This is a genomic window from Devosia indica (assembly GCF_003056405.1).
GTDB lineage: Bacteria > Pseudomonadota > Alphaproteobacteria > Rhizobiales > Devosiaceae > Devosia > Devosia indica.
The window spans coordinates 45,312-67,969 of sequence record NZ_PYVZ01000014.1; the positions used below are offsets into that span (position 1 = coordinate 45,312).

The 22,658-nt window shown below is 61.5% G+C and carries 26 protein-coding genes; 17 read left to right on the forward strand and 9 right to left on the reverse strand.

Annotated features, from left to right (window positions below; all coding sequences use genetic code 11):
* Window positions 1-27: 27 nt before the first annotated feature.
* The 4 genes from DDE76_RS13835 to DDE76_RS13850 all read left to right on the forward strand — a co-directional run bounded on the left by DDE76_RS13835 (window position 28) and on the right by DDE76_RS13850 (window position 3,632).
* Window positions 28-2,268 carry a heavy metal translocating P-type ATPase gene (locus DDE76_RS13835; protein ID WP_104891389.1) on the forward strand — a complete coding sequence of 747 codons (2,241 nt, stop codon included), beginning with the start codon at window positions 28-30 and terminating at the stop codon, window positions 2,266-2,268.
* The gene (gene ccoS / locus DDE76_RS13840) at window positions 2,265-2,429 is read left to right on the forward strand and encodes a cbb3-type cytochrome oxidase assembly protein CcoS (protein ID WP_104891390.1); all 165 of its coding nucleotides are present in this window, start codon (window positions 2,265-2,267) and stop codon (window positions 2,427-2,429) included. The genes DDE76_RS13835 and ccoS overlap by 4 nt, the downstream gene beginning before the upstream one ends.
* Window positions 2,430-2,490: 61 nt before the next feature.
* The gene (locus DDE76_RS13845; RefSeq protein WP_157955806.1) at window positions 2,491-2,949 is read left to right on the forward strand and encodes a hemerythrin domain-containing protein; all 459 of its coding nucleotides are present in this window, start codon (window positions 2,491-2,493) and stop codon (window positions 2,947-2,949) included.
* On the forward strand, window positions 2,946-3,632 hold the full coding sequence (locus DDE76_RS13850; RefSeq protein ID WP_104891391.1) for an NnrU family protein: 687 nt from the start codon (window positions 2,946-2,948) through the stop codon (window positions 3,630-3,632). The genes DDE76_RS13845 and DDE76_RS13850 overlap by 4 nt, the downstream gene beginning before the upstream one ends.
* Here the strand turns inward: DDE76_RS13850 and DDE76_RS13855 are convergent.
* Together DDE76_RS13855 and DDE76_RS13860 are read right to left on the reverse strand one after the other, a co-directional pair.
* The gene (locus DDE76_RS13855) at window positions 3,629-4,210 is read right to left on the reverse strand and encodes a UbiX family flavin prenyltransferase (RefSeq protein WP_104891392.1); all 582 of its coding nucleotides are present in this window, start codon (window positions 4,208-4,210) and stop codon (window positions 3,629-3,631) included. The genes DDE76_RS13850 and DDE76_RS13855 overlap by 4 nt on opposite strands.
* The gene (locus tag DDE76_RS13860; RefSeq protein WP_104894684.1) at window positions 4,207-5,718 is read right to left on the reverse strand and encodes a UbiD family decarboxylase; all 1,512 of its coding nucleotides are present in this window, start codon (window positions 5,716-5,718) and stop codon (window positions 4,207-4,209) included. The genes DDE76_RS13855 and DDE76_RS13860 overlap by 4 nt, the downstream gene beginning before the upstream one ends.
* A 109-nt stretch (window positions 5,719-5,827) precedes the next feature.
* Between DDE76_RS13860 and ubiT the strand changes: the two genes are divergently transcribed.
* The 6 genes from ubiT (at window position 5,828) to pdxH (ending at window position 9,831) form a co-directional block, all read left to right on the forward strand.
* The gene (gene ubiT, locus DDE76_RS13865; protein ID WP_104891393.1) at window positions 5,828-6,322 is read left to right on the forward strand and encodes a ubiquinone anaerobic biosynthesis accessory factor UbiT; all 495 of its coding nucleotides are present in this window, start codon (window positions 5,828-5,830) and stop codon (window positions 6,320-6,322) included.
* Between the two features lie 2 nt (window positions 6,323-6,324).
* A complete protein-coding gene (gene ubiU / locus DDE76_RS13870; protein ID WP_104891394.1) occupies window positions 6,325-7,302 on the forward strand; it encodes a ubiquinone anaerobic biosynthesis protein UbiU in 978 nt (325 codons plus the stop codon).
* A 2-nt stretch (window positions 7,303-7,304) separates the two neighbouring features.
* On the forward strand, window positions 7,305-8,210 hold the full coding sequence (ubiV, locus tag DDE76_RS13875) for a ubiquinone anaerobic biosynthesis protein UbiV (RefSeq protein ID WP_104891395.1): 906 nt from the start codon (window positions 7,305-7,307) through the stop codon (window positions 8,208-8,210).
* A complete protein-coding gene (locus DDE76_RS13880; RefSeq protein WP_104891396.1) occupies window positions 8,207-8,557 on the forward strand; it encodes a hypothetical protein in 351 nt (116 codons plus the stop codon). Before ubiV ends, DDE76_RS13880 begins: the two co-directional genes overlap by 4 nt.
* 79 nt (window positions 8,558-8,636) lie before the next feature.
* Complete coding sequence (locus tag DDE76_RS13885; RefSeq protein WP_245891951.1) at window positions 8,637-8,933, forward strand: YbaN family protein; 297 nt, start codon at window positions 8,637-8,639, stop codon at window positions 8,931-8,933.
* A gap of 274 nt (window positions 8,934-9,207) precedes the next feature.
* Window positions 9,208-9,831 (forward strand): pyridoxamine 5'-phosphate oxidase, encoded by a 624-nt coding sequence (gene pdxH, locus DDE76_RS13890; protein ID WP_245891932.1) that lies wholly within the window; start codon window positions 9,208-9,210, stop codon window positions 9,829-9,831.
* Window positions 9,832-9,898: 67 nt separating this feature from the next.
* Here the strand turns inward: pdxH and DDE76_RS13895 are convergent, their stop codons facing one another.
* The 4 genes from DDE76_RS13895 to DDE76_RS13910 all read right to left on the reverse strand — a co-directional run bounded on the left by DDE76_RS13895 (window position 9,899) and on the right by DDE76_RS13910 (window position 13,652).
* Window positions 9,899-10,150, reverse strand: coding sequence for a DUF2249 domain-containing protein (locus DDE76_RS13895; RefSeq protein ID WP_104891399.1), 252 nt, complete (start codon window positions 10,148-10,150; stop codon window positions 9,899-9,901).
* Window positions 10,151-10,281: 131 nt separating this feature from the next.
* The gene (locus DDE76_RS13900; protein WP_245891936.1) at window positions 10,282-11,949 is read right to left on the reverse strand and encodes an NnrS family protein; all 1,668 of its coding nucleotides are present in this window, start codon (window positions 11,947-11,949) and stop codon (window positions 10,282-10,284) included.
* Window positions 11,832-12,644, reverse strand: coding sequence for an ABC transporter permease (locus DDE76_RS13905; protein WP_104891401.1), 813 nt, complete (start codon window positions 12,642-12,644; stop codon window positions 11,832-11,834). Before DDE76_RS13905 ends, DDE76_RS13900 begins: the two co-directional genes overlap by 118 nt.
* Window positions 12,645-12,659: 15 nt before the next feature.
* Window positions 12,660-13,652 carry an ABC transporter substrate-binding protein gene (locus DDE76_RS13910; protein ID WP_104891402.1) on the reverse strand — a complete coding sequence of 331 codons (993 nt, stop codon included), beginning with the start codon at window positions 13,650-13,652 and terminating at the stop codon, window positions 12,660-12,662.
* A 233-nt stretch (window positions 13,653-13,885) separates the two neighbouring features.
* Between DDE76_RS13910 and DDE76_RS13915 the strand changes: the two genes are divergently transcribed.
* Both DDE76_RS13915 and DDE76_RS13920 read left to right on the forward strand, forming a co-directional pair.
* Window positions 13,886-14,140, forward strand: coding sequence for a DUF6455 family protein (locus tag DDE76_RS13915; protein ID WP_104891403.1), 255 nt, complete (start codon window positions 13,886-13,888; stop codon window positions 14,138-14,140).
* 106 nt (window positions 14,141-14,246) lie between these two features.
* A complete protein-coding gene (locus tag DDE76_RS13920; protein WP_104891404.1) occupies window positions 14,247-14,678 on the forward strand; it encodes a hypothetical protein in 432 nt (143 codons plus the stop codon).
* A 27-nt stretch (window positions 14,679-14,705) separates the two neighbouring features.
* Here DDE76_RS13920 and DDE76_RS13925 read toward each other — a convergent pair whose 3' ends face one another.
* Genes DDE76_RS13925 through ccmI form a run of 3 tightly spaced genes read right to left on the reverse strand, consistent with a single transcriptional unit; the run spans window position 14,706 to window position 18,231 of the window.
* Window positions 14,706-16,703 carry a heme lyase CcmF/NrfE family subunit gene (locus DDE76_RS13925; RefSeq protein ID WP_104891405.1) on the reverse strand — a complete coding sequence of 666 codons (1,998 nt, stop codon included), beginning with the start codon at window positions 16,701-16,703 and terminating at the stop codon, window positions 14,706-14,708.
* Window positions 16,700-17,173 (reverse strand): cytochrome c maturation protein CcmE, encoded by a 474-nt coding sequence (gene ccmE / locus DDE76_RS13930; RefSeq protein WP_104891406.1) that lies wholly within the window; start codon window positions 17,171-17,173, stop codon window positions 16,700-16,702. The genes DDE76_RS13925 and ccmE overlap by 4 nt, the downstream gene beginning before the upstream one ends.
* On the reverse strand, window positions 17,170-18,231 hold the full coding sequence (gene ccmI, locus DDE76_RS13935) for a c-type cytochrome biogenesis protein CcmI (RefSeq protein ID WP_104891407.1): 1,062 nt from the start codon (window positions 18,229-18,231) through the stop codon (window positions 17,170-17,172). Before ccmI ends, ccmE begins: the two co-directional genes overlap by 4 nt.
* Window positions 18,232-18,475: 244 nt before the next feature.
* Here ccmI and napE point away from each other — a divergent pair, with 244 nt between their 5' ends.
* Genes napE through DDE76_RS13960 form a run of 5 tightly spaced genes read left to right on the forward strand, consistent with a single transcriptional unit; the run spans window position 18,476 to window position 22,619 of the window.
* Complete coding sequence (gene napE, locus DDE76_RS13940) at window positions 18,476-18,670, forward strand: periplasmic nitrate reductase, NapE protein (RefSeq protein WP_104891408.1); 195 nt, start codon at window positions 18,476-18,478, stop codon at window positions 18,668-18,670.
* 2 nt (window positions 18,671-18,672) lie between these two features.
* On the forward strand, window positions 18,673-19,011 hold the full coding sequence (locus tag DDE76_RS13945; protein WP_245891938.1) for a chaperone NapD: 339 nt from the start codon (window positions 18,673-18,675) through the stop codon (window positions 19,009-19,011).
* The gene (gene napA, locus DDE76_RS13950) at window positions 18,986-21,490 is read left to right on the forward strand and encodes a periplasmic nitrate reductase subunit alpha (RefSeq protein ID WP_104891409.1); all 2,505 of its coding nucleotides are present in this window, start codon (window positions 18,986-18,988) and stop codon (window positions 21,488-21,490) included. Before DDE76_RS13945 ends, napA begins: the two co-directional genes overlap by 26 nt.
* 8 nt (window positions 21,491-21,498) lie before the next feature.
* Entirely contained in the window at window positions 21,499-21,939 is a 441-nt protein-coding gene (locus tag DDE76_RS13955; protein ID WP_425430635.1) for a nitrate reductase cytochrome c-type subunit, read from the forward strand.
* A complete protein-coding gene (locus tag DDE76_RS13960; RefSeq protein ID WP_104891411.1) occupies window positions 21,936-22,619 on the forward strand; it encodes a NapC/NirT family cytochrome c in 684 nt (227 codons plus the stop codon). Before DDE76_RS13955 ends, DDE76_RS13960 begins: the two co-directional genes overlap by 4 nt.
* Window positions 22,620-22,658: the final 39 nt, after the last annotated feature.

The following is a 22,658-nucleotide window of genomic DNA, read 5'->3' on the forward strand; positions in this document are numbered from 1 at the left end:
GAGTGTTATGGTAAGGGGGGGCCGCGCATGAGCTGCTGCGTCCCCCCTGCAGCATTCGTGGAGTCGTTGGCGGGCGGCCCCAACCGCGGACCGTCAGACAACGAAGTCCGGCTGGCCAGCCGCGCTTTGGGCGATGGCCTCAGGCAATCCGAGTTCTCGGTGCCTTCCATACATTGCGGTGCCTGCATCCGGACAATCGAAACGGCCCTCGACAGCATGCCCGGCATCGTCTCCAGCCGCGTCAACCTTTCAGGAAAGCGCGTCACCGTCAGGTGGCGGGACGGCGAGAGCCCGCCGCCGATGGTGCATCGCATGGTCGAGCTGGGCTACGAACCCAACATCTTCTCGCTCGAACAAGCCGGCCGGGACAGCAGCTTCACGGGCCTCGTCCGCGCACTCGCCGTCGCTGCATTTTGCTCGATGAACATCATGATGTTCTCCGGCTCGGTCTGGGCGGGCGCCGATGGCCCCACCCGCGATCTGCTCCACTGGATCTGCGCGGCGCTGACTTTGCCAGCCTTGCTCTATTCGGGGCGCGTCTTCTACCAATCCGCCTGGGGCGCGCTTCGATCAGGCCGGACCAACATGGATGTTCCGGTAACCATCGGCATCGTCATGGCATTTACCTTGAGCGTCTACGATACCGGCGTCTCGGGCGAACAGGTCTATTTCGATGCCGTCGCTTCGCTGATCTTTTTCCTGCTCATCGGTCGGACGCTGGACCACGCGATGCGCGAGCGCGCCCGCAATGCGGTAAAGGGCCTCGCGCGCCTCGCGCCCACCGGCGCCCTTGTCATAGACGAAGTCCACGGCCCCGCCTTCATGCCATTGGCCGAAATTGCACCCGGCTCAATGATCGCCGTAGCCATTGGGGAGCGCATCCCCCTCGATGGCGAAGTCGTGACCGGTTTGAGCGCTCTGGACAAAAGTCTGCTGACCGGTGAGAGTCTCGCCGAGCCTGTAGGGCCGGGCCAGCCCGTTCCAGCCGGCGCCCTCAACGTCTCCGGTGCGCTGACCATTCGCTCCACGGCGGACGAAACAGGCTCGACCCTCAGTCGCCTTGTCACCCTGCTTGAGGATGCCGAGGCCGGCCGCAATCGCTATCGTCGCATCTCCGACCGGGCCGCTGCCTGGTACTCGCCAGTCGTTCATTTGGCTGCTGCAATGGCCTTCCTCGGATGGATGATAGCCAACGGCGATTTGCACAATGCAGCAACGATCGCCATTGCGGTGCTCATCATAACTTGTCCCTGCGCCCTCGGCCTCGCCGTTCCTATGGTGCAGGTCATGGCCGCCCGGCGTCTCTTCGAGGCCGGCATCATGGTCCGAGACGGTGCCGCGCTCGAACGACTTGCGGAGATCGACACCGTGATCTTCGACAAGACCGGCACACTGACCACAGGGCTTGCCGCACCAATTGCATCAAGCGGCAGCGTCGAGGCGCTGACCATGGCTGCAAGCCTGGCGGCCCGCTCGCGTCACCCTTACTCTTTGGCAATAGCCCGCAGCTTCCGCTCGGCACCAGATGTTGCCTGGACCGATGTGGAGGAGAAGCCGGGGCTGGGAATCGAAGCGCGATACAAAGGCCACCTCTATCGGCTGGGACGTGCGAGTTGGTCCAGTCCAGCGGAGGCTGGCGACGCCAGCACCGTGTTCAGCCGGGACGGAGTCTCCCTGGCAGCCTTCACCTTCGCTGATCAGTTCCGCCCCCATGCTGCAGAGAGCGTCAAAACTCTGCTGGACGAAAAACTGCGTGTCGAGATCCTATCGGGCGATCGCGCCGCCTTGGTCGAGGGAATTGGGGCAAAGCTCGGCATCGCCGGACGCGGTAGCCTGCTTCCCGAGGACAAGTTTCATCGCATCGAAGAGCTTGAAGCCGCCGGGCATCGAGTGCTCATGGTCGGCGACGGTCTCAACGACACGCCAGCCATGGCACGCGCGCACGCCTCCATGGCGCCCGGCAGCGCCATCGATATCGGCCGCAATGCCGCCGACCTGGTCTTCATGAAGAATGATCTCAACGCCATCCCAATGGCGATAGCAATCGCCCGGGACGCCAACAAGCTGGTCCGACAGAACCTGGCTCTGGCACTTCTCTACAATGCAGTGGCGCTGCCTGTCGCCATTGCTGGTTTCGTCAACCCCTTCCTTGCCGCCATCGCCATGTCGGCATCTTCGGTCGTGGTCGTGGCGAACGCCTTGCGACTTGGGTGGCGCCCACTTGTCCGCAATGAAGCGGTCTCCGATCTACAGGACCAGACAGCATGACCGACTTCTTCTATCTCATACCGATTTCCATCATCCTTGGCCTTCTAGGTCTCCTCGTCTTTCTATGGACATTGCGAAACGGTCAGTACGACGATCTCGATGGTGCCTCGGAACGCTTGCTCTACGAAGACGATCGGCCACGCAATGATGCGCGGCCTTGATCCAACGCAATGTCGTTTGCTTGGCCAGCTGTCATTGCTAGGCGCTCTTGGAGTACCAAAAATGACGTCTAACGGGGAAGTCGACTTGAACAGTTTGAGAGATCGCTATTCTCGGCTGTTGGACATCTGCAATCTGCTTGAAGGCATTGCTGATGGGCTGCCCAACGACGTCCCGCGAACGCAATGCCAGATGCTGGCCAGCAGTGTGGTCGAACAGTTGAGGGCGACCCATGCGATCGAAGATCGTGTCCTGATGCCACTCCTTCTGGCGTCGGACAATGCTGGTCTGCGAATGGCGGCGGAACGGCTTCGACAAGAGCACGAATTCGATGATCAAGCGGCCATGGAGGTCGAGGAGGCCCTGCATGATCTGCTCCTCGGCCGGAGCATCATGTCTCCCGACGCCACCGGCTATCTTCTGCGCAGCTTCTTCGAGAGCGTTCGACGGCATGTACACGCCGAGCAGGATCTACTCCACTTGCTCGAAGACATCACTCCAAATAATCGATCCCTGCATTGAACACGTTCCTGCTGTCTTTGGCGCTCTTCCTCGCGCTGCACTCCATCCCGGCCATTCCCGCCATTCGACAAAGCCTCGTGGCGATTCTGGGTCGCAAGGTGTACTTGGCGCTTTACTCCCTTGTCTCCATCGCCGCGTTGGCGTGGGTCTTCCACGCCGCACTTGCGCTTGACTACGTGGAACTCTGGGCTCCCGCCGCATGGCAGGCCTGGATCGCGATCTGCCTTGTGCCGATCGCCCTGTTCTTCCTCGTGGCCGGGCTCATAAGTCCGAACCCGCTCTCGATAAGCTTTCGCCGCGGCGAGCAGGAAGCAGGCGCCATCGTCGCCATTACGCGACATCCCGTGCTTTGGGGCTTTCTTCTTTGGGCCCTTGGACACTTCATTGCGAATGGCGATGTGCGAAGCGTCATGCTGTTCGGAGCCTTGGGCATTTTCTCCATCGTTGGAATGGCCACGACCGAGCGCCGCAATCGTCGCCGGCTGGGTGCAACATGGAATACCATGACCTTGGGCAGTTCCGTCTTCCCGTTCGCTGCCATGATCGGGGGGCGAGCGCCGCTCAGAATTGATCGGCCGATGACCATCGCTCTGGTGGTGGCTGCGCTCATAACCGTCTGGTTGCTTGCAGGTGGCCATGCCGGACTGTTCGGAGCCGACCCCTTAGCCGTGGCGACCTCCTAGGCCTTACCATCCCATTCGACAGCTGACCCTGCCCCCGGCAGACGGAGCATGTCTATGGCGCGGGCAGCTAGGTGATCAATCACGTCGGCCAGGCTTTGCGGCCTTTGATAGAAGGCGGGCACGGGGGGCATGACGATGGCCCCCATTTCGGTCACCGCGACCATATTGCGCAGATGACCCAGGTGAAGCGGCGTCTCCCGCGCCAACAACAGAAGACGCCGCCTTTCCTTGAGATGCACGTCCGCGGTGCGCGTGATCAGGTTATCGGATAGCCCGGTGGCGATGGCGGCCAGGGTCCGCATCGAGCATGGGGCGACGATCATGCCGGCCGTCCGGAACGAGCCGCTCGCGATCGTGCTGCCAATGTCGCCGGCCTGGTGGACCGTGTCCGCGCAAGCCGCCAGTCTCTCCCAGGCATCGGGGCCGATCTCGTGCGCCAGGGTGCGCATGGCTGCGTCGGATACGACGAGCTGGGTGGCCACATCACCCCTTCCCGCCAGTCGCTCGGCGATGCGCAGGCCGATGGCGGCCCCGGATGCGCCCGTCAGAGCGAGGACGACGCGACAATGGCTGGTCATGCTACGAGCCCCAGGTCTGGCCACATGGCCTCAACCTTGGCCATGACATCATCCGACATGGAGAGGGGCCTGCCCCATTCGCGGGCGGTTTCGGACCCGATCTTGTTGGTCGCATCCAGCCCAAGCTTGCCACCCAGCCCCGGCCGGGGCGATGCGAAGTCGAGATAGTCGATGGGCGTGTCCGGAATGACGACCAGGTCCCGCGTCGCATCGAATCGCGTTGCTAGGGCCCACATGACATCGGACCAGTCTCGGACGTTGATGTCCGGATCGACCGCGATGATCAGCTTGGTCATGGAGAATTGCGGCAGCATTGACCACAGGCCCATCATGACCCGTCGCGCCTGTCCGGGATAGCGCTTGTCGATGGACACGACCATGGCGCGGTATGAACAGGCCTCGGGAGGCAACCAGAGATCGTTGATCTCGGGGAACTGCTGGCGCGCTAGGGGCACGAAGAGCGGTGTCATCGCCTCTCCCAACCGCGACGGCTCATCCGGCGGGCGCCCGGTGTAGGTGGACAGGTATATCGGATCTCGACGCATTGTAATGGTATTGAGCGTCACCACCGGAAACGGTTCGACCGAATTGTAGTATCCCGTGTGGTCGCCATACGGTCCTTCGGGGGCGGTCTCTGTTGCACTCACGGTACCTTCGAGAACGATCTCGGCCTCTGAAGGCACCGGCAGGCCCACGCTAATGGCGCGCGCGACGCGACTCTGTCGCCGGCGCAGCACTCCTGCGAACGCCATTTCATTCAAACCGTCTGGCAGAGGCATGACGGCCGCGAGGAGTGTCGCGGGGTCGGCACCCATGGCAATGGCGATGGGCATGTCCGCGGCGCGATCGCTCCACAGTCGATGGTGGCGCGCTCCGCCTCGGCTCGGCAGCCAACGTACGATGGCGCGATCAGGACCTAGCACCTGCATTCTATAGACACCGACATTGATGTCCGTGGGATCGTCGGGCGAGCGTGTGATGACCAGCGGCCAGGTGATGAGCGGCGAGGGTTCTCCGGGCCAGCAGGTCTGGATCGGTAGACGACCTAGATCGACCTGATCACCGCGCCAGACGACTTCCTGACAAGGGGATCTGCCGACCGGCTTGGTGCGCAAGCTCAGCGCTGCGCGCACCATGTCCCGCTGCGCCCAGGCCGAACGAAGATCGCGCGGTGGCCTTGGGGACCGCAGTTGGGCCAGGCCTGCTCCTAAGGCGTCGAGGTCCCCGACATCCAGCCCCATGCCCAAGGCTATCCGCTCGATCGTACCGAACACGTTGACCAGCACCGGTATGGTCGATGGCGTTCCGTCCTCGCGGACAGGGCATTCGATCAGCAGCGCCGGTCCGTTGGCCTCGAGTACACGCCGGTGGATCTCGGTGATCTCATGTCTCATCGAGACCGGAACCCGGATGCGTCGGAGCAGCCCGCGCTCTTCGAGCTGATGTACGAATGCTCCCAAAGACTGGGCAATAGGATAGCGCGGCGTAGGCAGAAGTCGGTGGCTCATGGTCAAGCCATGCCAGATACACATCGGACTTTCCTTGCGCTGCATCAAAGTCCTGCTTGCGGCAGCCCGCTAAGACATTTCCCGCGTCCCACTCAACAGGAGCCGCCACATGCTGCTGCCGCGCCCGCTCTCCTTGACCATCGACAAACTGCCCGTTGCCTTGGTGCAGCGCGTCGTGAACCAGGCGTTCCACCGGGCGCTGCAGCAGCACCCTGACCTTTTTGATCGCCTCGGGAACGAAGCCAACAAGCGCTTCTGCTTCGCACCTACCGATCTCGACTTCGTCTTCCTTGTGCATCCGGAAAGCAAGTTCATACACACCTTCCGCAAGGCAGCCCAGCCGCGTGCCGACGCCTCCATCGCGGGGCCGATGCTGACCCTGCTGGCTCTTCTGGAAGGCCGGATCGATGGCGATGCGGTGTTCTTTTCGCGCAGCCTGTCGGTAACGGGGGACATGGAGGCGATGCTGGCCTTGCGCAATGCCCTCGATGATTGCAGCTTCGACCTTCCCAGAGATCTGGCCGCCATGGCTGGTCCGCTGGCACTGCCATTCCGGCGGATTGCAGAGGTCATTCGCCATCGCGCTCTCAAGGGGATGGCCTAGTCATGGAATTGATCTGCCCAGCCGGCACTCCCGCTGCATTTCGCGAGGCCGTCGAGGCCGGTGCCGACGCGGTGTATTGCGGTTTTCGCGACGAGACCAACGCGCGCAATTTCCCCGGCCTCAACTTCACCCGAGAGGAATTGCGCCAGGCCGTTGCACATGGCCATGCCCAAGGGGTGCATACCTATGTGGCACTCAATACATTCATGCGGGCGGGACACGAGGACCTCTGGTACCGTGCCGCCGATGACGCTGTCGCAGCTGGCGCCGATGCCGTCATTCTCGCCGACATGGCGCTGATGGACTATGTCTCTAGCACCTATCCCGACCAGCGCCTTCACGTATCGGTGCAGGCCTCGGCCTCCAATGTCGACGCGATCGCCCTCCTGGTGGAGAGCTTTGGCGCCAAGCGGCTTGTCCTGCCCCGCGTGCTGACCGTTCCCGAGATTGCCAATCTGGCGCGAAACGTCGATTGCGAATTGGAGGTCTTCGCCTTCGGCGGCCTCTGCGTCATGGCCGAGGGGCGCTGCTCGCTCTCCTCCTATGTCACGGGGCAATCGCCGAACATGCAGGGCGTCTGCTCGCCCGCCAGCCATGTCCGCTACCGCGAGGACGGACCTGACATGGTCTCGGAACTTGCTGGCTTCACCATTAACCGCTTCGGCAAGGATGAGCCGGCGGGCTATCCAACCCTGTGCAAGGGGCGATTCCATATTGCCGACGATGATGGATACGCTTTCGAAGATCCCGTCAGTCTCGATGTCATGGAGCACCTCGATGCCTTGCGATCGGCTGGCGTCACCGCCCTCAAGATCGAAGGTCGCCAGCGCGGCAAGGCATATGTTGCGCAGGTCGTTTCAAGCCTGCGTGCGGCCCTCGAAGCGCCCAAGGAAGCGCGCGCCCAGAAATTGACGCAGTTGCACCGCCTGAGCGAGGGCCAACGCACCACGGCGGGCGCCTATGAAAAGAAGTGGCGCTGACTATGCCAACACCTTCTTCTCTCAAGATTACCATGGGTCCGGTTCCCTATTTGTGGTCCGGCGAGAAATGGCGCGATTTCTATTACCGCATCGCAGAGTCGGGGCATGTCGATGCGGTGACGCTGGGTGAGGTGGTCTGTTCCAAGCGAGACCACTTCACCCGGCCCTTCCTTCCCCAAGTCATCGAACGGTTGACCGCAGCCGGGAAGTCCGTCGCGGTGGCCTCGCTGGCCCTGGTGACACTCGAGCGCGAAGCTGCTCAGACGAGACGGCTTGCGGACGTGCCGCAACTGGCCGAAGCGAACGACCTTTCCGCGCTGCGTGTCTTAGCGGGCAAGCCGCATCTCGTCGGACCTTTCGTGAATGTCTACAATGGTGCGACCGCTCGGCTGCTGGCCAAGCGTGGTGCCATCCGGATCTGTCTTGGCCCGGAACTCCCGGCTGCCTCTATCGCATCGATCATCTCGGGTGCGCCAGGGATCGAATTTGAAATCATCGCGTTCGGACGCCTTCCACTGGCGATATCGGCACGCTGCGCTCATGCCCGAGCCAAGGGCAACACCAAGGACAATTGCCAGTTCGTCTGCGGCGATGAACCTGATGGGCTGGACGTCGATACGCTCGATGGTCAGCCGTTCCTGACCGTCAATGGCGTGCAAACCATGTCGAGGCACTGCCAGGTGCTTCTCGGTGATTTGCCCGCCCTGGTCGAACTTGGGGTGACGCACCTGCGCCTTTCGCCGCAGGATTGCGACATGGCTGCGGTGGCCGAGATCTTTGCCGAAGTGCGCGATGGACGGGTGTGCCCCGAGGAAGGCATCGCGAAGCTGAAGATCGTCTACTCGGCGGCGCCCTATTCGAACGGCTTCCTGCATGGAGCTCCCGGCATGAATTGGGTCGCCGCATGAACCATCAGTCTCCCATTCGCAGCACCCCCGATCCGGACATTCTAGTCGAACGCATCCGTTCGATCATCGGCACGGTCGCGTTGGATTGCGACTGCAGGCAGAGGGTAAACGACGCCCTTGGTCGCTTCGTCGAGATGGAGCAGCAGCGAGAGGTTCGCCGACACCTTTTGTCCTCGCGACATCATCGGGCCGCCATCGCCGCCTTGATCGATCTACTGGCTGAACTGGACGACATCAGTTGGGTGGAAGCGGATCGCGGCGTGTTCGTGGAATTCGCTCATCTGTTCGAGGACATCTCCGAACACGCCTTGAACGGCGCCGCAGACCTTCGTCGAATGGGAGGCTAGAAACATGAGTGGCAGCATAATTCGGCCGGTGTTGACCTTCGGTGGCTTTGCATTCCTGGCCTTGGGTGGACTAGGAGTCATGCTACCGGTAGTTCCAACTACGCCGTTCATCCTGCTGGCCGCAGCCTGCTTCTCTCGTTCATCGCCACGTTTCGAGCAGTGGCTGATCGATCATCCAAGAATGGGACATCATATCTTGGCATGGCGGAAGAACCGGGCAATTCCAACGCGGGCGAAGATCGCGGCAGTCGCATCCATGGCTTGTAGCTTCTTGATATTGCTGGTCGCCGGCGATGCATCTGCCGCACTGAACATTTGCGTTGCGACAATACTCGTTGCGTGTGCTGCCTATATAGCCACCCGTCCAGCACACTAGCTGCTGGCAAGGAAGTCTGTCGAGCAATCGGAGAGAATGGCCATGGTTCCGTTCATAACGTGCGTGTTCCTGATTGGATCAGGTCTCTGGCTTGCCGCCAGGTGCCTATCCCAGCGACTTCCCAACGCGGGGGAGCAAGACCAAATCGTCGCTCCATCTTCATCACGTCACCTCGACGCCGTTCTGCTTGAAGTGGTATGGCGCGGAGACAGCTTTCGATAGCGCACGTGTCGACTGCGTAGGCCCAAAGAGAATCTAACTCACGATGAAAACCATGGCCACTGACATCATCTTTGATCCTTCAACTGACATTGAAAACCTTGAGCCTCTCGGCATCTTTGGGCGTTGGCTCGAAGAAGCCAAAAATGCATCAGGATTCATGGCTACCGCAATGTCCTTGGCTACGGTTAGCCGCAATGGCACCCCGGACGTGCGAATGGTCCTGCTTCAAGCTGTGTCAGCCGGCGGTCTGGTGTTCTTCACCAATCTCAAGAGTGCCAAGGGCCAACATCTGCAGATCAACAGCAGCGCTGCCGTGTGCTTTCATTGGCCGGTCAAGGGTCAACAGGTTCGCTTGCGTGGGCCGGTTGAATGCGTGACCGATAGTTATGCCGATGATTATTTTGCGAACCGACCGCGAGGAGCACAGATCGGCGCGCACGCATCCGCGCAGTCCGCCCCGATACCTGGTCGTGCTACGCTTGAGGCGCGTCTGCGCGAACTGGACAAGCAATTCGTCAGTGGCCCGGTCCCTCGCCCCGAGCACTGGACTGGCCTGCGTTTGATACCGGATGAGATAGAGTTCTGGGAGGATGGCTCCAACCGGCTCCATGACCGACTCCTGTTCACGCGCAAAGCGGAAGACGACGGCTGGACTGCACAGCGATTGTCACCATGACTGCCACGGGAGGGCAGAGCAGAACGCCGACGCCAAGGAGACGTCGGCGTCGACCAACAACGGATGGTTAGGCAGCCCGGCGCGTCACTCGCACCTGCCAGACTTCCGGGCCCTGTGCCTCGTAGGCCCAGTCGACCTGGTCCGGATATTCTGCGGCGAACTGGTATTGCAGAGGGCGTGGGTCATGATCGTTGATGATGATGAAGGCTTCCCCGGAACCTAGGTTCTCGAAGGCAGTGAAGATCATTGGATGTCGAAGACGTGGGGCAATCATACGCACGTCAATGACTGTATCGGTAGGCTGGCAATCGCCACACATGGTCTGGGTCCTTGCTATAAGCGTGGATGGGCACCTGGCCCGAAAGGTCCATGACAGCGCTTCGGTCCCGGCAGCCGGCTCATAGCCACGGAGAGAGGCTCCGTCCTTGAGCCGGCGCAAACAATCGAACGTCAGCAGGTCGGCTCGTCCGTTTGCAGACGCGGCAACGATGGCCAGTAGTCATATAGCCACGCGATGAAGGCCAATGCCCAGAAGCAACTGGCGAGCAGATGGAGCGGACCCGGCGGCAAAGACAGCAGGCCCATCTCGGGCATTGCGCGCAGCGTCGTCCCGACTATGACCATGATGAAGGCCGCCTTCGTCGGCCAATTGAGACCGAGGCCCTGCCCCGTATGAAATCGCCCGGCAATCGACAGCACCGCCAGCACGGCCAGTCCCAAACCGCCCATGAGCGCAATATGGACGCCGGGCGCCTCCCCCCAAGAGGCGCCGAGGCGCGAAGCGCCAACGGTCAGCAGGCCCAGTCCGGAAAGAGCGCTTGCCCCCGCGAGCACGGCAATTTCCGCGCGAAACGCCTCGCGCCCCACAAAGCACTCGGCGACACGATCGAGGAAGCCGGCGCCAGCTGCGATCCAGAGATAGCCGCTCACGGCCGGGGATAGCCCGAAACAGTCGCCGGCTATGGCCAGTGCGACAAGTCCGGGTGCAAGGTTCTGACGTCCGGGATGTGGTCGATAGGGTGCCGTTTCCTCGCGGGGATCTAGAACGTGATTGGTCACAGGCACAGTGATGCGCGCCAGAGCGAGACCCAGAAGACCAAGAAAGATGTGGCCAGAAGCGAGGGAAGCATTACGGCTGAACCCGAAGTCGCCCATGAACATTCCGGCGCGAGCGGCTACGATGGCCACTGCGAGCGCTGCTAGCCATATGATGAATGCGACGAGGCGATCGGTGCGGCGCTGAATGGAGATCTGGCAAAGGTAGAGGATCAGGGCCAGCAACCAGCTCAGATCTGCCAAAGCAGCAACGATGAGCAACTGTTCGCTGGCCAGGAAGCCAACAATTCTGGCTAGCCCCCATGACGCCGCCAATAGCCAGAGCGCCCGACCGCGCAGGCGGGCAGTATGGTGCATGACGAGGATACGATGGGCCACCCGGATCGCCTCCATAAGGTCATGCGTGATGAAGAGTGCGGCGAACCGGTTTTGCTGCGCGGCTGCGATCACCAGATCTTGCATGCGTCGCTTGAGGGCGACATCGAGCGCTGTGAAGGGTTCGTCGAAGAAGACAAAGTCAGGTTCGATGGCTAGGGCGCGGGCAATGGCGACGCGCTGGCGCATGCCCCCGGACAACTCCACCGGAAACTTGTCCAGATCCTGATCCTCGAGCTGGACCATGCGCGCGGACTGACGGACGCGCAGGTCCCTCTCCCGACGCGACATGCCCGACAGTTCCAGCGGATATGCGATGTTCCCCGCCGCGCCCCGCCACGGCAACAGGCGCGGATCCTGAAACACCATGGCGTGGCGGCGATAGTGGTTGGCCACCCTGCCCTCCCTGGCGCTGATCAGGCCCGCAGCTATGTGCGCGAGTGTCGATTTCCCGCATCCGGATGGACCAACAAGCGCCACTACCTCGCCGCGCCGAATCGAGAGCGATACCCGGGACAGCACCGTTCGTCCGAAGAAGGCATGCCCGACGCCAGTTAACGTGAGTGCCGTCATCGCTTCACTCCCCAGGGCTGTGCAGCCTCGCGCCAGCGCTCCAATTCGGCGCGAACGGGTCTGATGAGACCATACTCGACGACCACCAGGGCCACCACCGACAGCATCACCCATGCCAGGGCACCGGTTATGTCGAGCATTGCACGCATGCGAGCAAGCGCGCCGCCGACGCCGCCGGCATTGGCCAGCAGCTCAGCCATGACCGCCACCTTGAAGCTCGTGCCCAGAGCCAGGGCCAGGGCCGGCAGCAGGTGGGCGCACACTTGCCGCAGACCGACGCTCAGGAAGCGCCGGATCGGACCTGCGCCGAAGACCTCGGCCATGGCATCGAGGCCCCTGTCGCGTGTCATGACTCCCTCGGCCCCAGCCACGAACACCATCGGTGTGGCCGATACCAGGATCGTTGCGGCGACAGTGGCGTCGGAAGCGCCGAACCAAATCATCGTCAGGACGATCCAGGCGATGGGCGGCACACCAAGGACCACCGTCAGCAGAGGTCGCGACAGCCGCATCATGGCCGGCGCATAGCCGACCATGACACCCAGCAGTGCTCCCAGAGTCCCGGCAAGGAAAAAGCCCGACAGCGCGCGTCGCATGGTGATGAGCAACAGGGTCCAATTCTCGGGTGCAGCCAACAATCCAATGGCGGCGGTCGCCGTGGCCATCGGGCTAGGCAGGATGAAGTCGCCATAGGCCTCATGCCCTGCCTGCCACACCGCGGCAAGCAGGGCGACAGCGGCAAGTCCCGACCAGCCTGACCAGGCGAACCGGCCCAAGCGGCCAAGACGATCACCCGCGAAGCCCAACAAGCCGCGCCTCACTTGCTAGAGCGCATAGAAACCATCGTCGGGCAGGCTGCCGCCGATGACTGCCGGGTCGCTTTCCGCCATCAGCGAGAACATGGCCTCCAGCGCTGGCCGCGCTTCTGATGCCGGCGTTGCCGTCAAATTGCAGTGCGGGATGGATTGCGCCAGCACGGGAGCGGGTTGCTCCAATGGGACGGAGGCTTGCTCGGCTGCCTCGACGGGAGCGCCGAGCACCTGGGCCGTGGCTTGTGCCAGGAGGGCCTGAAGCGGCGCAATAAGGTCGCCATGGTCCTCGCTGAAGCGCTTGGTCAAGGCCAGACCGGCCTGCGGAACGACCGGTCCCAGGCCCGTGACCCGCCCCCATTCCTCCTGAAGGTTAATCGCGCGCACAAGGCTGCTGCGGGCTTCACGGCTACGGATGCCAATCACAGTCGCGACCGGCTCGGACAGGACAGCCGCATCGATGCGACCGGTCAAGAGCAGTTGGGCCGCTTCCATGGGGGAGCCTGCCGGCGTCAGCTCGACGCTGTCGGCGATGCCGTGCCTGGCCAGCAAGGCACGCACGATGAAATCCGGGGTGTCGTTGGGGAATGGCACGGCCAGGCGCTTGCCGGCGAGATCGGCAAAGCCGTTGAGCATCTGTTCGGGCGCGACGACATAGAGCAGGCCGTTGGTCATCACATTGACCAGCCTTACGCCCATGCCGCGATTGTAGAGCGTCGCCGCCGCCTGGGCGGGCACCACGGAAAGGTCGATGGTTCCAGAGGTCAGCCCGGCACGCAGCTCATCCGGATTTCGCCAAACGGTCAGGCTGACATCTTGCGCGATCTCGCCCAGCGATCCTGTCGCCACCGCATGGGCAAGGGTAATGGTCGGCCCAGCCGGCGGGCCGTAGAGCGCCAGCCGCGCGGCAGGTGCTGCCCGCAAAAGAGCAGGTGTGGCAAGAGTAATGGCAGTGCCCGCAAGGCCAACCAGGGCTGTGCGACGCGTGATCTTTAAGGAAGTGCTCAAGGCTATGTCCTGCGTTCGTCGAGTTGCTACTCGGGTTGCTCACCGGGGCCAGGATGAGAGCGGGCGACACGCCCGCTTAAATCGAGTTTTCTAGTCATGTTTTCTTTTGGATGTTTGCGGCAGATCAAACAGCAATGCGATTGGCCACTGCCTGCAGAACGCTGGTTTGCTCTGGATCAAGGACGTTGACCGGCGCTGTGCTATTGTGCACTGAACCACTGGAGGACTGACCGATGTCATTTATTGGAAGCATGTTCGCCCGCACCGACCGCATGTTCGACATGGCCGTCGCCATGAACCGCGATCTCTCCGCGCACGTACCTGGCAGTATCTATGCCGCGCAGGAATTGCGTGGCGCCGTCAATAGGTGCATGTTCTGCACCAACGCCAATGAATGTGCCAATCTCGTGAAAACCGAAGTCCACCTGACGTCCGCCCCCGAGTATTGTCGCAATCGGGAATTCCTGCAGCGCTTGCCGACCCTCTAGACGACAACTGGTCTCGCATCGCCGGTGTAGTCGGTCGTTTGCTCCACAACAAAGACCGCTCCGATCCTGGCCCTATGCTCGACCTGACCATTGGTGGGAGCAAGAGATGAAGCTGGAACCGATTTCACCGCATTGCGAGGCTCTGCTGCGCAGCGACGGCAATGCAATCGCTGTCGAGGAGCTGATAGCGGTTCTGCTGGCGAACCTGAAACAGCATCCGCACTACGGCAACGTGCTTCATCACGTAGCCGGTGGCGACTGGGAAGCCGTATCCAACTCCATGCGGGAAATCCTCCTGGAGCGCGCTCCGGTCTCTAATTCCTCCGCGCTGACTCGCAACCTCTACCGCGCGCTCAGTGGCAGAGGGCCAAGCAATCTGCGGTCGTTCCAAAAGTGGTTTCTGGACCTCGTTGAGCTTGAGAGCTCGTCCTTGTTCGCTCGGCTGCTGGCGCGGCGGATCGATGCGGCAAACGCGGACCTCGTCTTGCAAAGGCCGAGATTCAGAGCGTCAGCCCTGCGGATTCTAAACAGCCGGTAGGCTCAGCAGCCACCCCCCATAGAGCCGTCACGCAATGCCGGACGGGGAGCTCGGGCCTCGAGCAACGCTTGACCTATGACGAGTTGCAGCGGGCACGCCAACGCGTCGGCGACGGTCCAGCAGCGAATAGCTCCCAGCACCGGCCATGATCAGGGCCCCGATCCAGATGAGAAGGATGTTCGGCTTGTACCAGGCCCGAACGACATGCGTGTCGGACTGAGGTTCGCCGAGCTGAAGATAGAACTGCGACAAGCCATCCGTCCTGAGTGCCGCCTCGGTAGTGGGCATTCCGCTGGCAAAATAGGTTCGTCGCTCGGGCACCAGCACCGACTGCGCACCGGACGGTGCTGTGATGGTGAAGCGGCCACTATCCACGAGGTAGTTCATCCCTCGTCCTTGATCGAAACTGTCGAACTCGATGCGGTAGCCGGAGAGCGTCGCTTCTTGCCCGGGGTTGAGCGTAGTGACCAGTTCCGTCTCCCACGCCGTCACCGAAACGATCCCCAATACTGTAAGCCCCACACCGCAATGGGCCGCAGCGGTCGACCAGATGGAGGGTGGCAGACCCTTGAGCCTGCGAAGGCTCTCGCCAACGGCGATGCGACCCAGTTTGCTACGTTCGATCAGCTCCGCGAACGAACCCAGCATCACCCAGAATCCGAGCAGAAGCCCGACTGGCACCAGCGAAACGGACACACCACGCAGTGCCATCACGACTACGACGAGGCCCACCGTCAGGACCGCCACGCCCAGAAGCCGCTGGCCGGCTGCGACCAGATCCGCACGTTTCCATGCCAGCAGCGGGCCGAAGGGCAGAACGATCAACAGCGGAGCCATCAGCGTCCCGAAAGTCAGGTTGAAAAAGGGAGCGCCGACCGAGATGGTGGTCCCGGTGATTGCGTCGAGCACCAGGGGATACAGAGTTCCGATCAGGACGGCACCTACGGCGGTCGCGAGGAAGAGGTTGTTGAGAATCAGGGCCCCTTCGCGGCTGATGGGTGCGAACAGTCCACCTTGGCGCAACGCTGGCGCGCGGATCGCGAACAGCAGGAACGCGCTGCCTATCAACATCGCCAACATTGTCAGGATCACAAGTCCGCGCGTCGGATCGCTGGCGAATGTATGGACCGAGGTCAGGATGCCAGAGCGCACGAGAAACGTGCCCAGAAGCGAGAGGGAGAAGGTTATGATGGCGAGAAAGATGGTCCAGATCTTGAGAGCGTTCCGCTTCTCCATCACCAGCGCCGAATGGAGCAAAGCGGTACCCGCCAGCCACGGCATGAAGCTGGCATTCTCCACTGGGTCCCAGAACCACCAGCCTCCCCAGCCGAGTTCGTAGTAGGCCCAATACGATCCCATGGCGATGCCAAGGGTGAGAAAGGTCCAGCTCAGCATGGTCCAGGGTCGAACCCAGCGCGCCCAGGCCTGATCGATGCGCCCCGATACCAGGGCGGCGATGGCAAAGGAAAAGCAGATCGAGAATCCAACATAGCCCGCGTACAGCAGTGGTGGATGCACCGCGAGCCCAAAGTCCTGCAATATTGGGTTCAGATCATTGCCTTCGATCGGAGGCAATTCCAAGCGCTCGAATGGGTTGGAAGTGAACAGCAGGAATCCGGCAAACGCTGCCGTGAGAAGGCTCTGCGTTCCCAGCACCAAATTGCATAGATCGGACGGAAGCCGCCTGCCCAGTGCCGCGACCAGCGCACCGAACAGCACCAGGATCAGGACCCAAAGCAGCATTGATCCCTCATGATTGCCCCAGACACCAGAGATCTTGAAAATGAGGGGCTTGAGGGAATGGGAATGACTCGCGGCCAAGCGCAATGAAAAATCCGACACCACGAACGCTTGCACTATGGTGACGAAAGACACAGCGACCAAGATGAATTGCAGAAGGGCGGCGCGCCGCATGACCGCAGCGAGGCGGGCGCCACCGCGCCATAAAAATAGTCCACCCATCGCGGCCACGGTGGCGACAGACGCTGCCAGGAACAATGCGAAATGTCCGATCTCGATGCTCACGGCTCTGCACTCTCCGCGCGCCATTCTCCTTGCGCTTTCAGAGCTTCGACGACTTCCTTTGGCACATAGTTCTCATCATGCTTGGCGAGAACATCGCTCGCCTCGAAACGACCATCAGCGGCGATGGCGCCCTCGGCGACAACGCCTTGTCCTTCCCGGAAGAGATCTGGGAGGATTCCGGTGAACCGGGTCGATATTTCTTGTGCACCATCGGTTATGACGAAAACATTCTCCTGGCCACTGCGGGACCAACTGCCCTCTTTGACCAAGTCCCCGAGTCGGATCGGTTGACTAGGCGCGACCTCACGGGTCGAGAGATCGCTCGGCGCATAGAAGAAGACGATTTGATCGCGCAACGCCGTCAGCACCAGGGCGGTGGAGATGGCCGACACAACTGCCAAGCCTGCAATGATCACAAGCCGCTTCTGCTTTCGAGTGAAGCCCTTCCGGCCACTGGCCCCGCTGGTCATTCGCCTTCTCCTTCCGTTGCGAGGCCGGCACCCGACGCGAGCGCGTCAAGATCCTGCCGCGCGGAGGCCATTGGATAGGCCAACACAGCGGCGTCGTAGGATCGTTGAGCGCTCGCTGGATCGTTCAATACGAGATACGACCTGACCAACTGCGTCCACTCCTCCACGCTGCCCCCATCGGCGAACAACCTTGCTTGCAGCCCTTCGACCATGCCGGAAATCATCTCGGTCTCGTCGATCAGCGTTGCATCGCCACCTCCCCGGGCCACGGCGAGCCCCTGTCGAGCGGCTTCCAGCCAGGGTTCATCTCCGACTGCCATTTCCATCGCTTGTTGCCAAAGCTGTATCGCTTCGTCTTTCTCACCGGCACGCGTCAGCTCCGATGCGAGATAGAGCCTGGACCGAATGTGGGTCTCGTCCGACGTGGCGGCGGAGCGCAAGAGTTCCAAGGCTTCCGCGCGGGCAGCGTCGCTACCAAGGAATAGAAGAGCCTCCGCCAGATCCGTCTGCCCATCGGGCGTTGCAGGCCCTATCTCCAGTGCCGTGCGATATACCTCCGCAGCTTGCTCGAATGCACCCATTTCCATTCTCAGGGTCGCAAGTGCACGCCATCCGTCCGCATCATCGGGATCACGAAGTAGGTGGGACTCGATGCGCTTCGCTAGGCTCTCATAGCCTGTCGCCTCCGTTCGTTCGGCCAGGGGCTGTCTGGGCAAATGAGGGCTTCCGTGGGTCGCGTAGCCCCCGACAGTCAAACCAAGGATCAGCAGTGCACCTGTCACCATCATCCCCAGCCCGAAGGACTGTTTCGGTGAGGTCTGGACTTCGCGCCGAGCCCGGAGCACTTCACGAGCGAGTTCCGCTTTTGCGACTTCCGCTTCATTGACCGACAGCTTTCCTGAAACTGTGTCGGCCTCTATCTCCGTGAGCACATCCCGGAAAGGCGCTGTTGGCCCATCTTCAGGTGTCACGTCGCCCGAGGCGTTCCAGTAGGACTGCAGCAACCAGCCCAGGACCAACAGCGCTCCCACCAGCGCCACTAACCAAACCGAAATCATGCGAAGTATTTGCTGATTAGGATGATCATGTTTTTGAGTCCGCGACTATTCTCGCAGCGAAATTGATCATCGACTTAGCAACAAGATCAATGGGCATCTCTGCGAAAGCGCAAATTTCCATGACGGAAAGACGACCATCTTTCTTGTCACGATCACAATATCGGCAAATTCTGGGTTGACCATCAAGATGGCGACTCTAAGCTCTTCGAGAGTTTGGGCGGATGAAGATCGGGCTGGTTGAGGCATGACCGAACATCCTGAAGTAGGCGTCACGACGCCAGCGCCATCAAGGCGGCGCTCAGAAATCATCGCATTCCTGGTGCTGGCCTTCGGCATCTGGCCGATCGTTGCTGTCGGCTTCGTCGGCAGCTATGGCCTGGTTGTTTGGATCTGGCAGATGATCTTCGGCCCACCCGGTCCACCTACGGGGGGTCATTGATCATGGCCAATGACAAAGCATTAACCCGCCGGGACGTCATGCTGGGCCGGATCAGCGCGAACAGGACATCCCGGCACCATATATCCAGTGCGATCGTACGTGCGCTTCCGTCGCTCGTTCCCGACCTGTCCCAGCGCCTGGCGGAAATGCCGGGTGTGGAAGTGGTCGCAAGTGGCGAGGGCAAGATCGTCCTTGTGCTCGAGGGAAGCGGACCTGGCGAACTGGGCGAGAAGCTGACCACGATAAACCTGATGGGCGGAGTACTTGCCGCCAGCATGGTGTTCGAACAAGCCGACGTTGAGGAGGAGATGCGTCATGACACTGGAGCTCAACCGGCGTGACGTCCTGAAGGCGCAAGCCGCTGCGGTCGCGGCGGCAGCTGCCGGCATAGCCTTGCCCGCGGCCGCGCAGCCGGTCGCCGGCGGCGTCGAGACGCTCGAGATAAAGTGGTCGAAGGCACCTTGCCGTTTCTGCGGCACGGGCTGCGGCGTGATGGTCGGGGTCAAGGACGGACATGTGGTCGCTACCCACGGCGACATGCAGGCCGAGGTGAACCGTGGCCTGAACTGCGTGAAAGGCTACTTTCTCTCCAAGATCATGTACGGCGAGGACCGCCTCACGACCCCTTTGATGCGTCGGACCGGCGGCGTTTACGACAAGAATGGCGAGCTGGAACCCGTCAGCTGGGACGAGGCCTTCATGGTGATGTCCGACAAGGTCAAGCAGGTGCTGCGCGAGAAGGGTCCGAAGGCGCTTGGCATGTTCGGCTCCGGACAGTGGACGATCTTCGAAGGCTATGCCGCAACCAAGCTGATGCGCGCCGGCTTCCGCTCCAACAATCTCGACCCCAATGCGCGGCACTGCATGGCCTCGGCCGCCACCGCGTTCATGCGTACTTTTGGCATCGACGAGCCGATGGGATGCTACGACGACTTCGAGCATGCCGACGCCTTCGTGCTCTGGGGCTCGAACATGGCCGAGATGCATCCGATCCTCTGGACGCGCCTCGCCGATCGACGCCTCGGCAATCCCCATGTGCGCTGCGCGGTGCTTTCGACTTTCACCCATCGAAGCATGGATCTGGCCGACGTCCCGATCATCTTCAAGCCAGGAACGGATCTGGCGATCCTGAACTACATCGCCAACCACATCATCACGACCGGTCGCGTCAACGAGGATTTCGTCAACAAGCATACCAAGTTCATGCGCGGCATGACCGACATCGGCTATGGATTGCGTCCCGAGCATCCTCTGGAACAAGCGGCCACTGGCGCCGCGACGGCCGGCCAGATGGACCCGATCGATTTCGAGGCCTTCAGTGAGCTTGTCTCGGAATACACGTTGGAGCGCGCTTCGGAGATCAGCGGCGTGGAACATGGGTTCCTCGAGGAATTGGCCGAGCTCTACGCAGATCCCTCCACGAAAGTCATGTCGCTCTGGACCATGGGATTCAACCAGCATGTCCGTGGCGTCTGGGCCAACCAGATGGTCTACAATCTGCACCTCCTGACCGGCAAGATCTCCGAACCGGGCAATAGTCCCTTCTCGCTGACGGGTCAGCCATCGGCCTGCGGGACGGCGCGCGAGGTCGGCACGTTTGCCCATCGCCTGCCAGCGGACATGGTGGTGACCAATGACGAGCACCGGCGCCATGCCGAGGAGATTTGGCGGCTGCCCGCTGGGCTCTTGCCGGCCGAGCCGGGCTATCATGCCGTTGAGCAGGACCGGCGTCTCAAGGACGGCGACCTGAATTTTTACTGGATACAGGTCAACAACAACCTTCAGGCCGCGCCGAACAACAGCAATGAAACCTATCCGGGCTATCGAAACCCGGACAATCTGATCATCGTCTCGGACGCCTATCCGACCATCACTGCAAGCGCCGCGGACATCGTCCTGCCAGCAGCCATGTGGGTCGAGAAAGAAGGCGCGTATGGGAACGCAGAGCGCCGCACCCACGTCTGGCACCAATTGGTCGATGCGCCAGGCGATGCCAGGTCCGATCTCTGGCAGCTGATGGAGTTCTCAAAGTACTTCACCACTGATGAGGTGTGGCCCGCCGAGGTGCTGGACGCAAACCCGGATTATAGAGGCAAGACCCTGTTCGACGTCCTCTACCGCAATGGAAAGGTCGACAAGTTCTCGGAGGCGGAGGTCAGCTCCGAGTACGCCAATCGGGAGGCCGCCGCATTCGGCTTCTATCCGCAGAAGGGCCTCTTCGAGGAGTATGCCGAGTTCGGCCGTGGACACGGGCATGATCTCGCCCCCTACGACACCTATCACGAGGTTCGTGGTCTTCGCTGGCCCGTCGTCGACGGCGAGGAAACGCTTTGGCGCTTCCGCGAGGGCTACGACCCCTACGTGACACCCGGTTCGGAAGTCGAATTCTACGGGCAGGCGGACAAGCGCGCCGTCATTCTCGCGGTCCCCTACGAGCCGCCCGCCGAGTCGCCTGACGACGAATACGACCTCTGGCTGGTGACTGGCCGGGTGCTGGAGCACTGGCACTCCGGATCGATGACCATGCGCGTTCCAGAACTGTACAAGGCGTTCCCGGGAGCGGTTTGTTTCATGAACGCCGCTGATGCCCGCGAAAGGGGTTTCAATCAGGGAATGGAAGTGCGCATCGTATCGAGGCGAGGCGAGATCCGTTGTCGCATTGAAACCCAAGGGCGCAATCGCATGCCCAGCGGAGTGATTTTCGTTCCCTGGTTCGATGCCAGCAGGTTGATCAACAAGGTCACCTTGGACGCCACCGATCCGATTTCCAAGCAGACGGATTTCAAGAAATGCGCGGTAAAGATCATTCCCGTCGCCTGACGGTTCTCATGAGCGTCATCCTCGCAGTCGGTATCCTCGCCGGCAGCGCGCTGGCGCAGTTCGCGCCCGAATTGCGTGGCCCGGCGGACCCGATGTCCAATGTCGAGGCCGACCCAATTCCGCGTTGGGTCACGGACGACGTGCGGCAGATGCGGGCCTACCCCGAACAGCCACCGGTGATCCCTCATTCGATCCAGGGCTACCAGCTGTCGGTGAACACCAACCGCTGCATGTCGTGCCACAATAGGGAGTTCACGCAAGGGTCCGGAGCTCCCATGATCAGCATCACCCATTTCATGACTCGCGAGGGACAGATGCTGGCCGACGTATCGCCCCGCAGATACTTCTGCACGGCCTGCCATGTGCCGCAGGCCGACGTCGCTCCCCTGGTCGAGAACGACTTCGTGGACATGATCGATCTCGGCGCCAAACCTGTGGGCTCGGAATGAAACTGTTCGGTTGGATAAAATCGGTCGTCCTTTGGGCCTGGAAGATACTGATCACGCCGGCCGGCACCATGGGCTTGGGCGTGCTGACTCTCGGCGGGTTCATGGGAGGCGTCCTGTTCTGGGGCGGCTTCAACACAGCGATGGAATTCACCAATCGCGAGGAGTTCTGCATTTCCTGTCACGAGATGGAGGCCAACGTCTTCGAGGAATTGACTCGCACCGTGCATTTCGCAAACCGTTCGGGCGTCCGGGCAACCTGCCCTGATTGCCACGTGCCGCACGATTGGACGGACAAGATCGCGCGCAAGATGCAGGCATCGAAAGAAGTCTGGGGACATATCTTTGGCTCCATCGATACGCGTCAGAAATTCCTTGAGCATCGCCTCGAGCTCGCCCAGCACGAATGGGCTCGGCTGAAGGCGAATGACAGTCTTGAATGCCGCAATTGTCATTCGGCCGTGGCGATGGACTTGTCGCGACAGGCACCGCGCGCTGCTGAGATCCACAGCCAGTACCTGCTGACCGGGGAAGCAACCTGCATCGACTGCCACAAAGGCATTGCGCACGAGTTGCCGGATATGACTGGTGTCGACCCGGGCTGGAAAGTGCCACCGGCTCTGCAGGGTGAGGAGTTGCCGGAGGCACCGCTCGCGGTAGAGGCCGCTGCCGAGCCGCATTAGGCCGAGATGGCAACTGAGCAGCGGACACGATGCCGATGT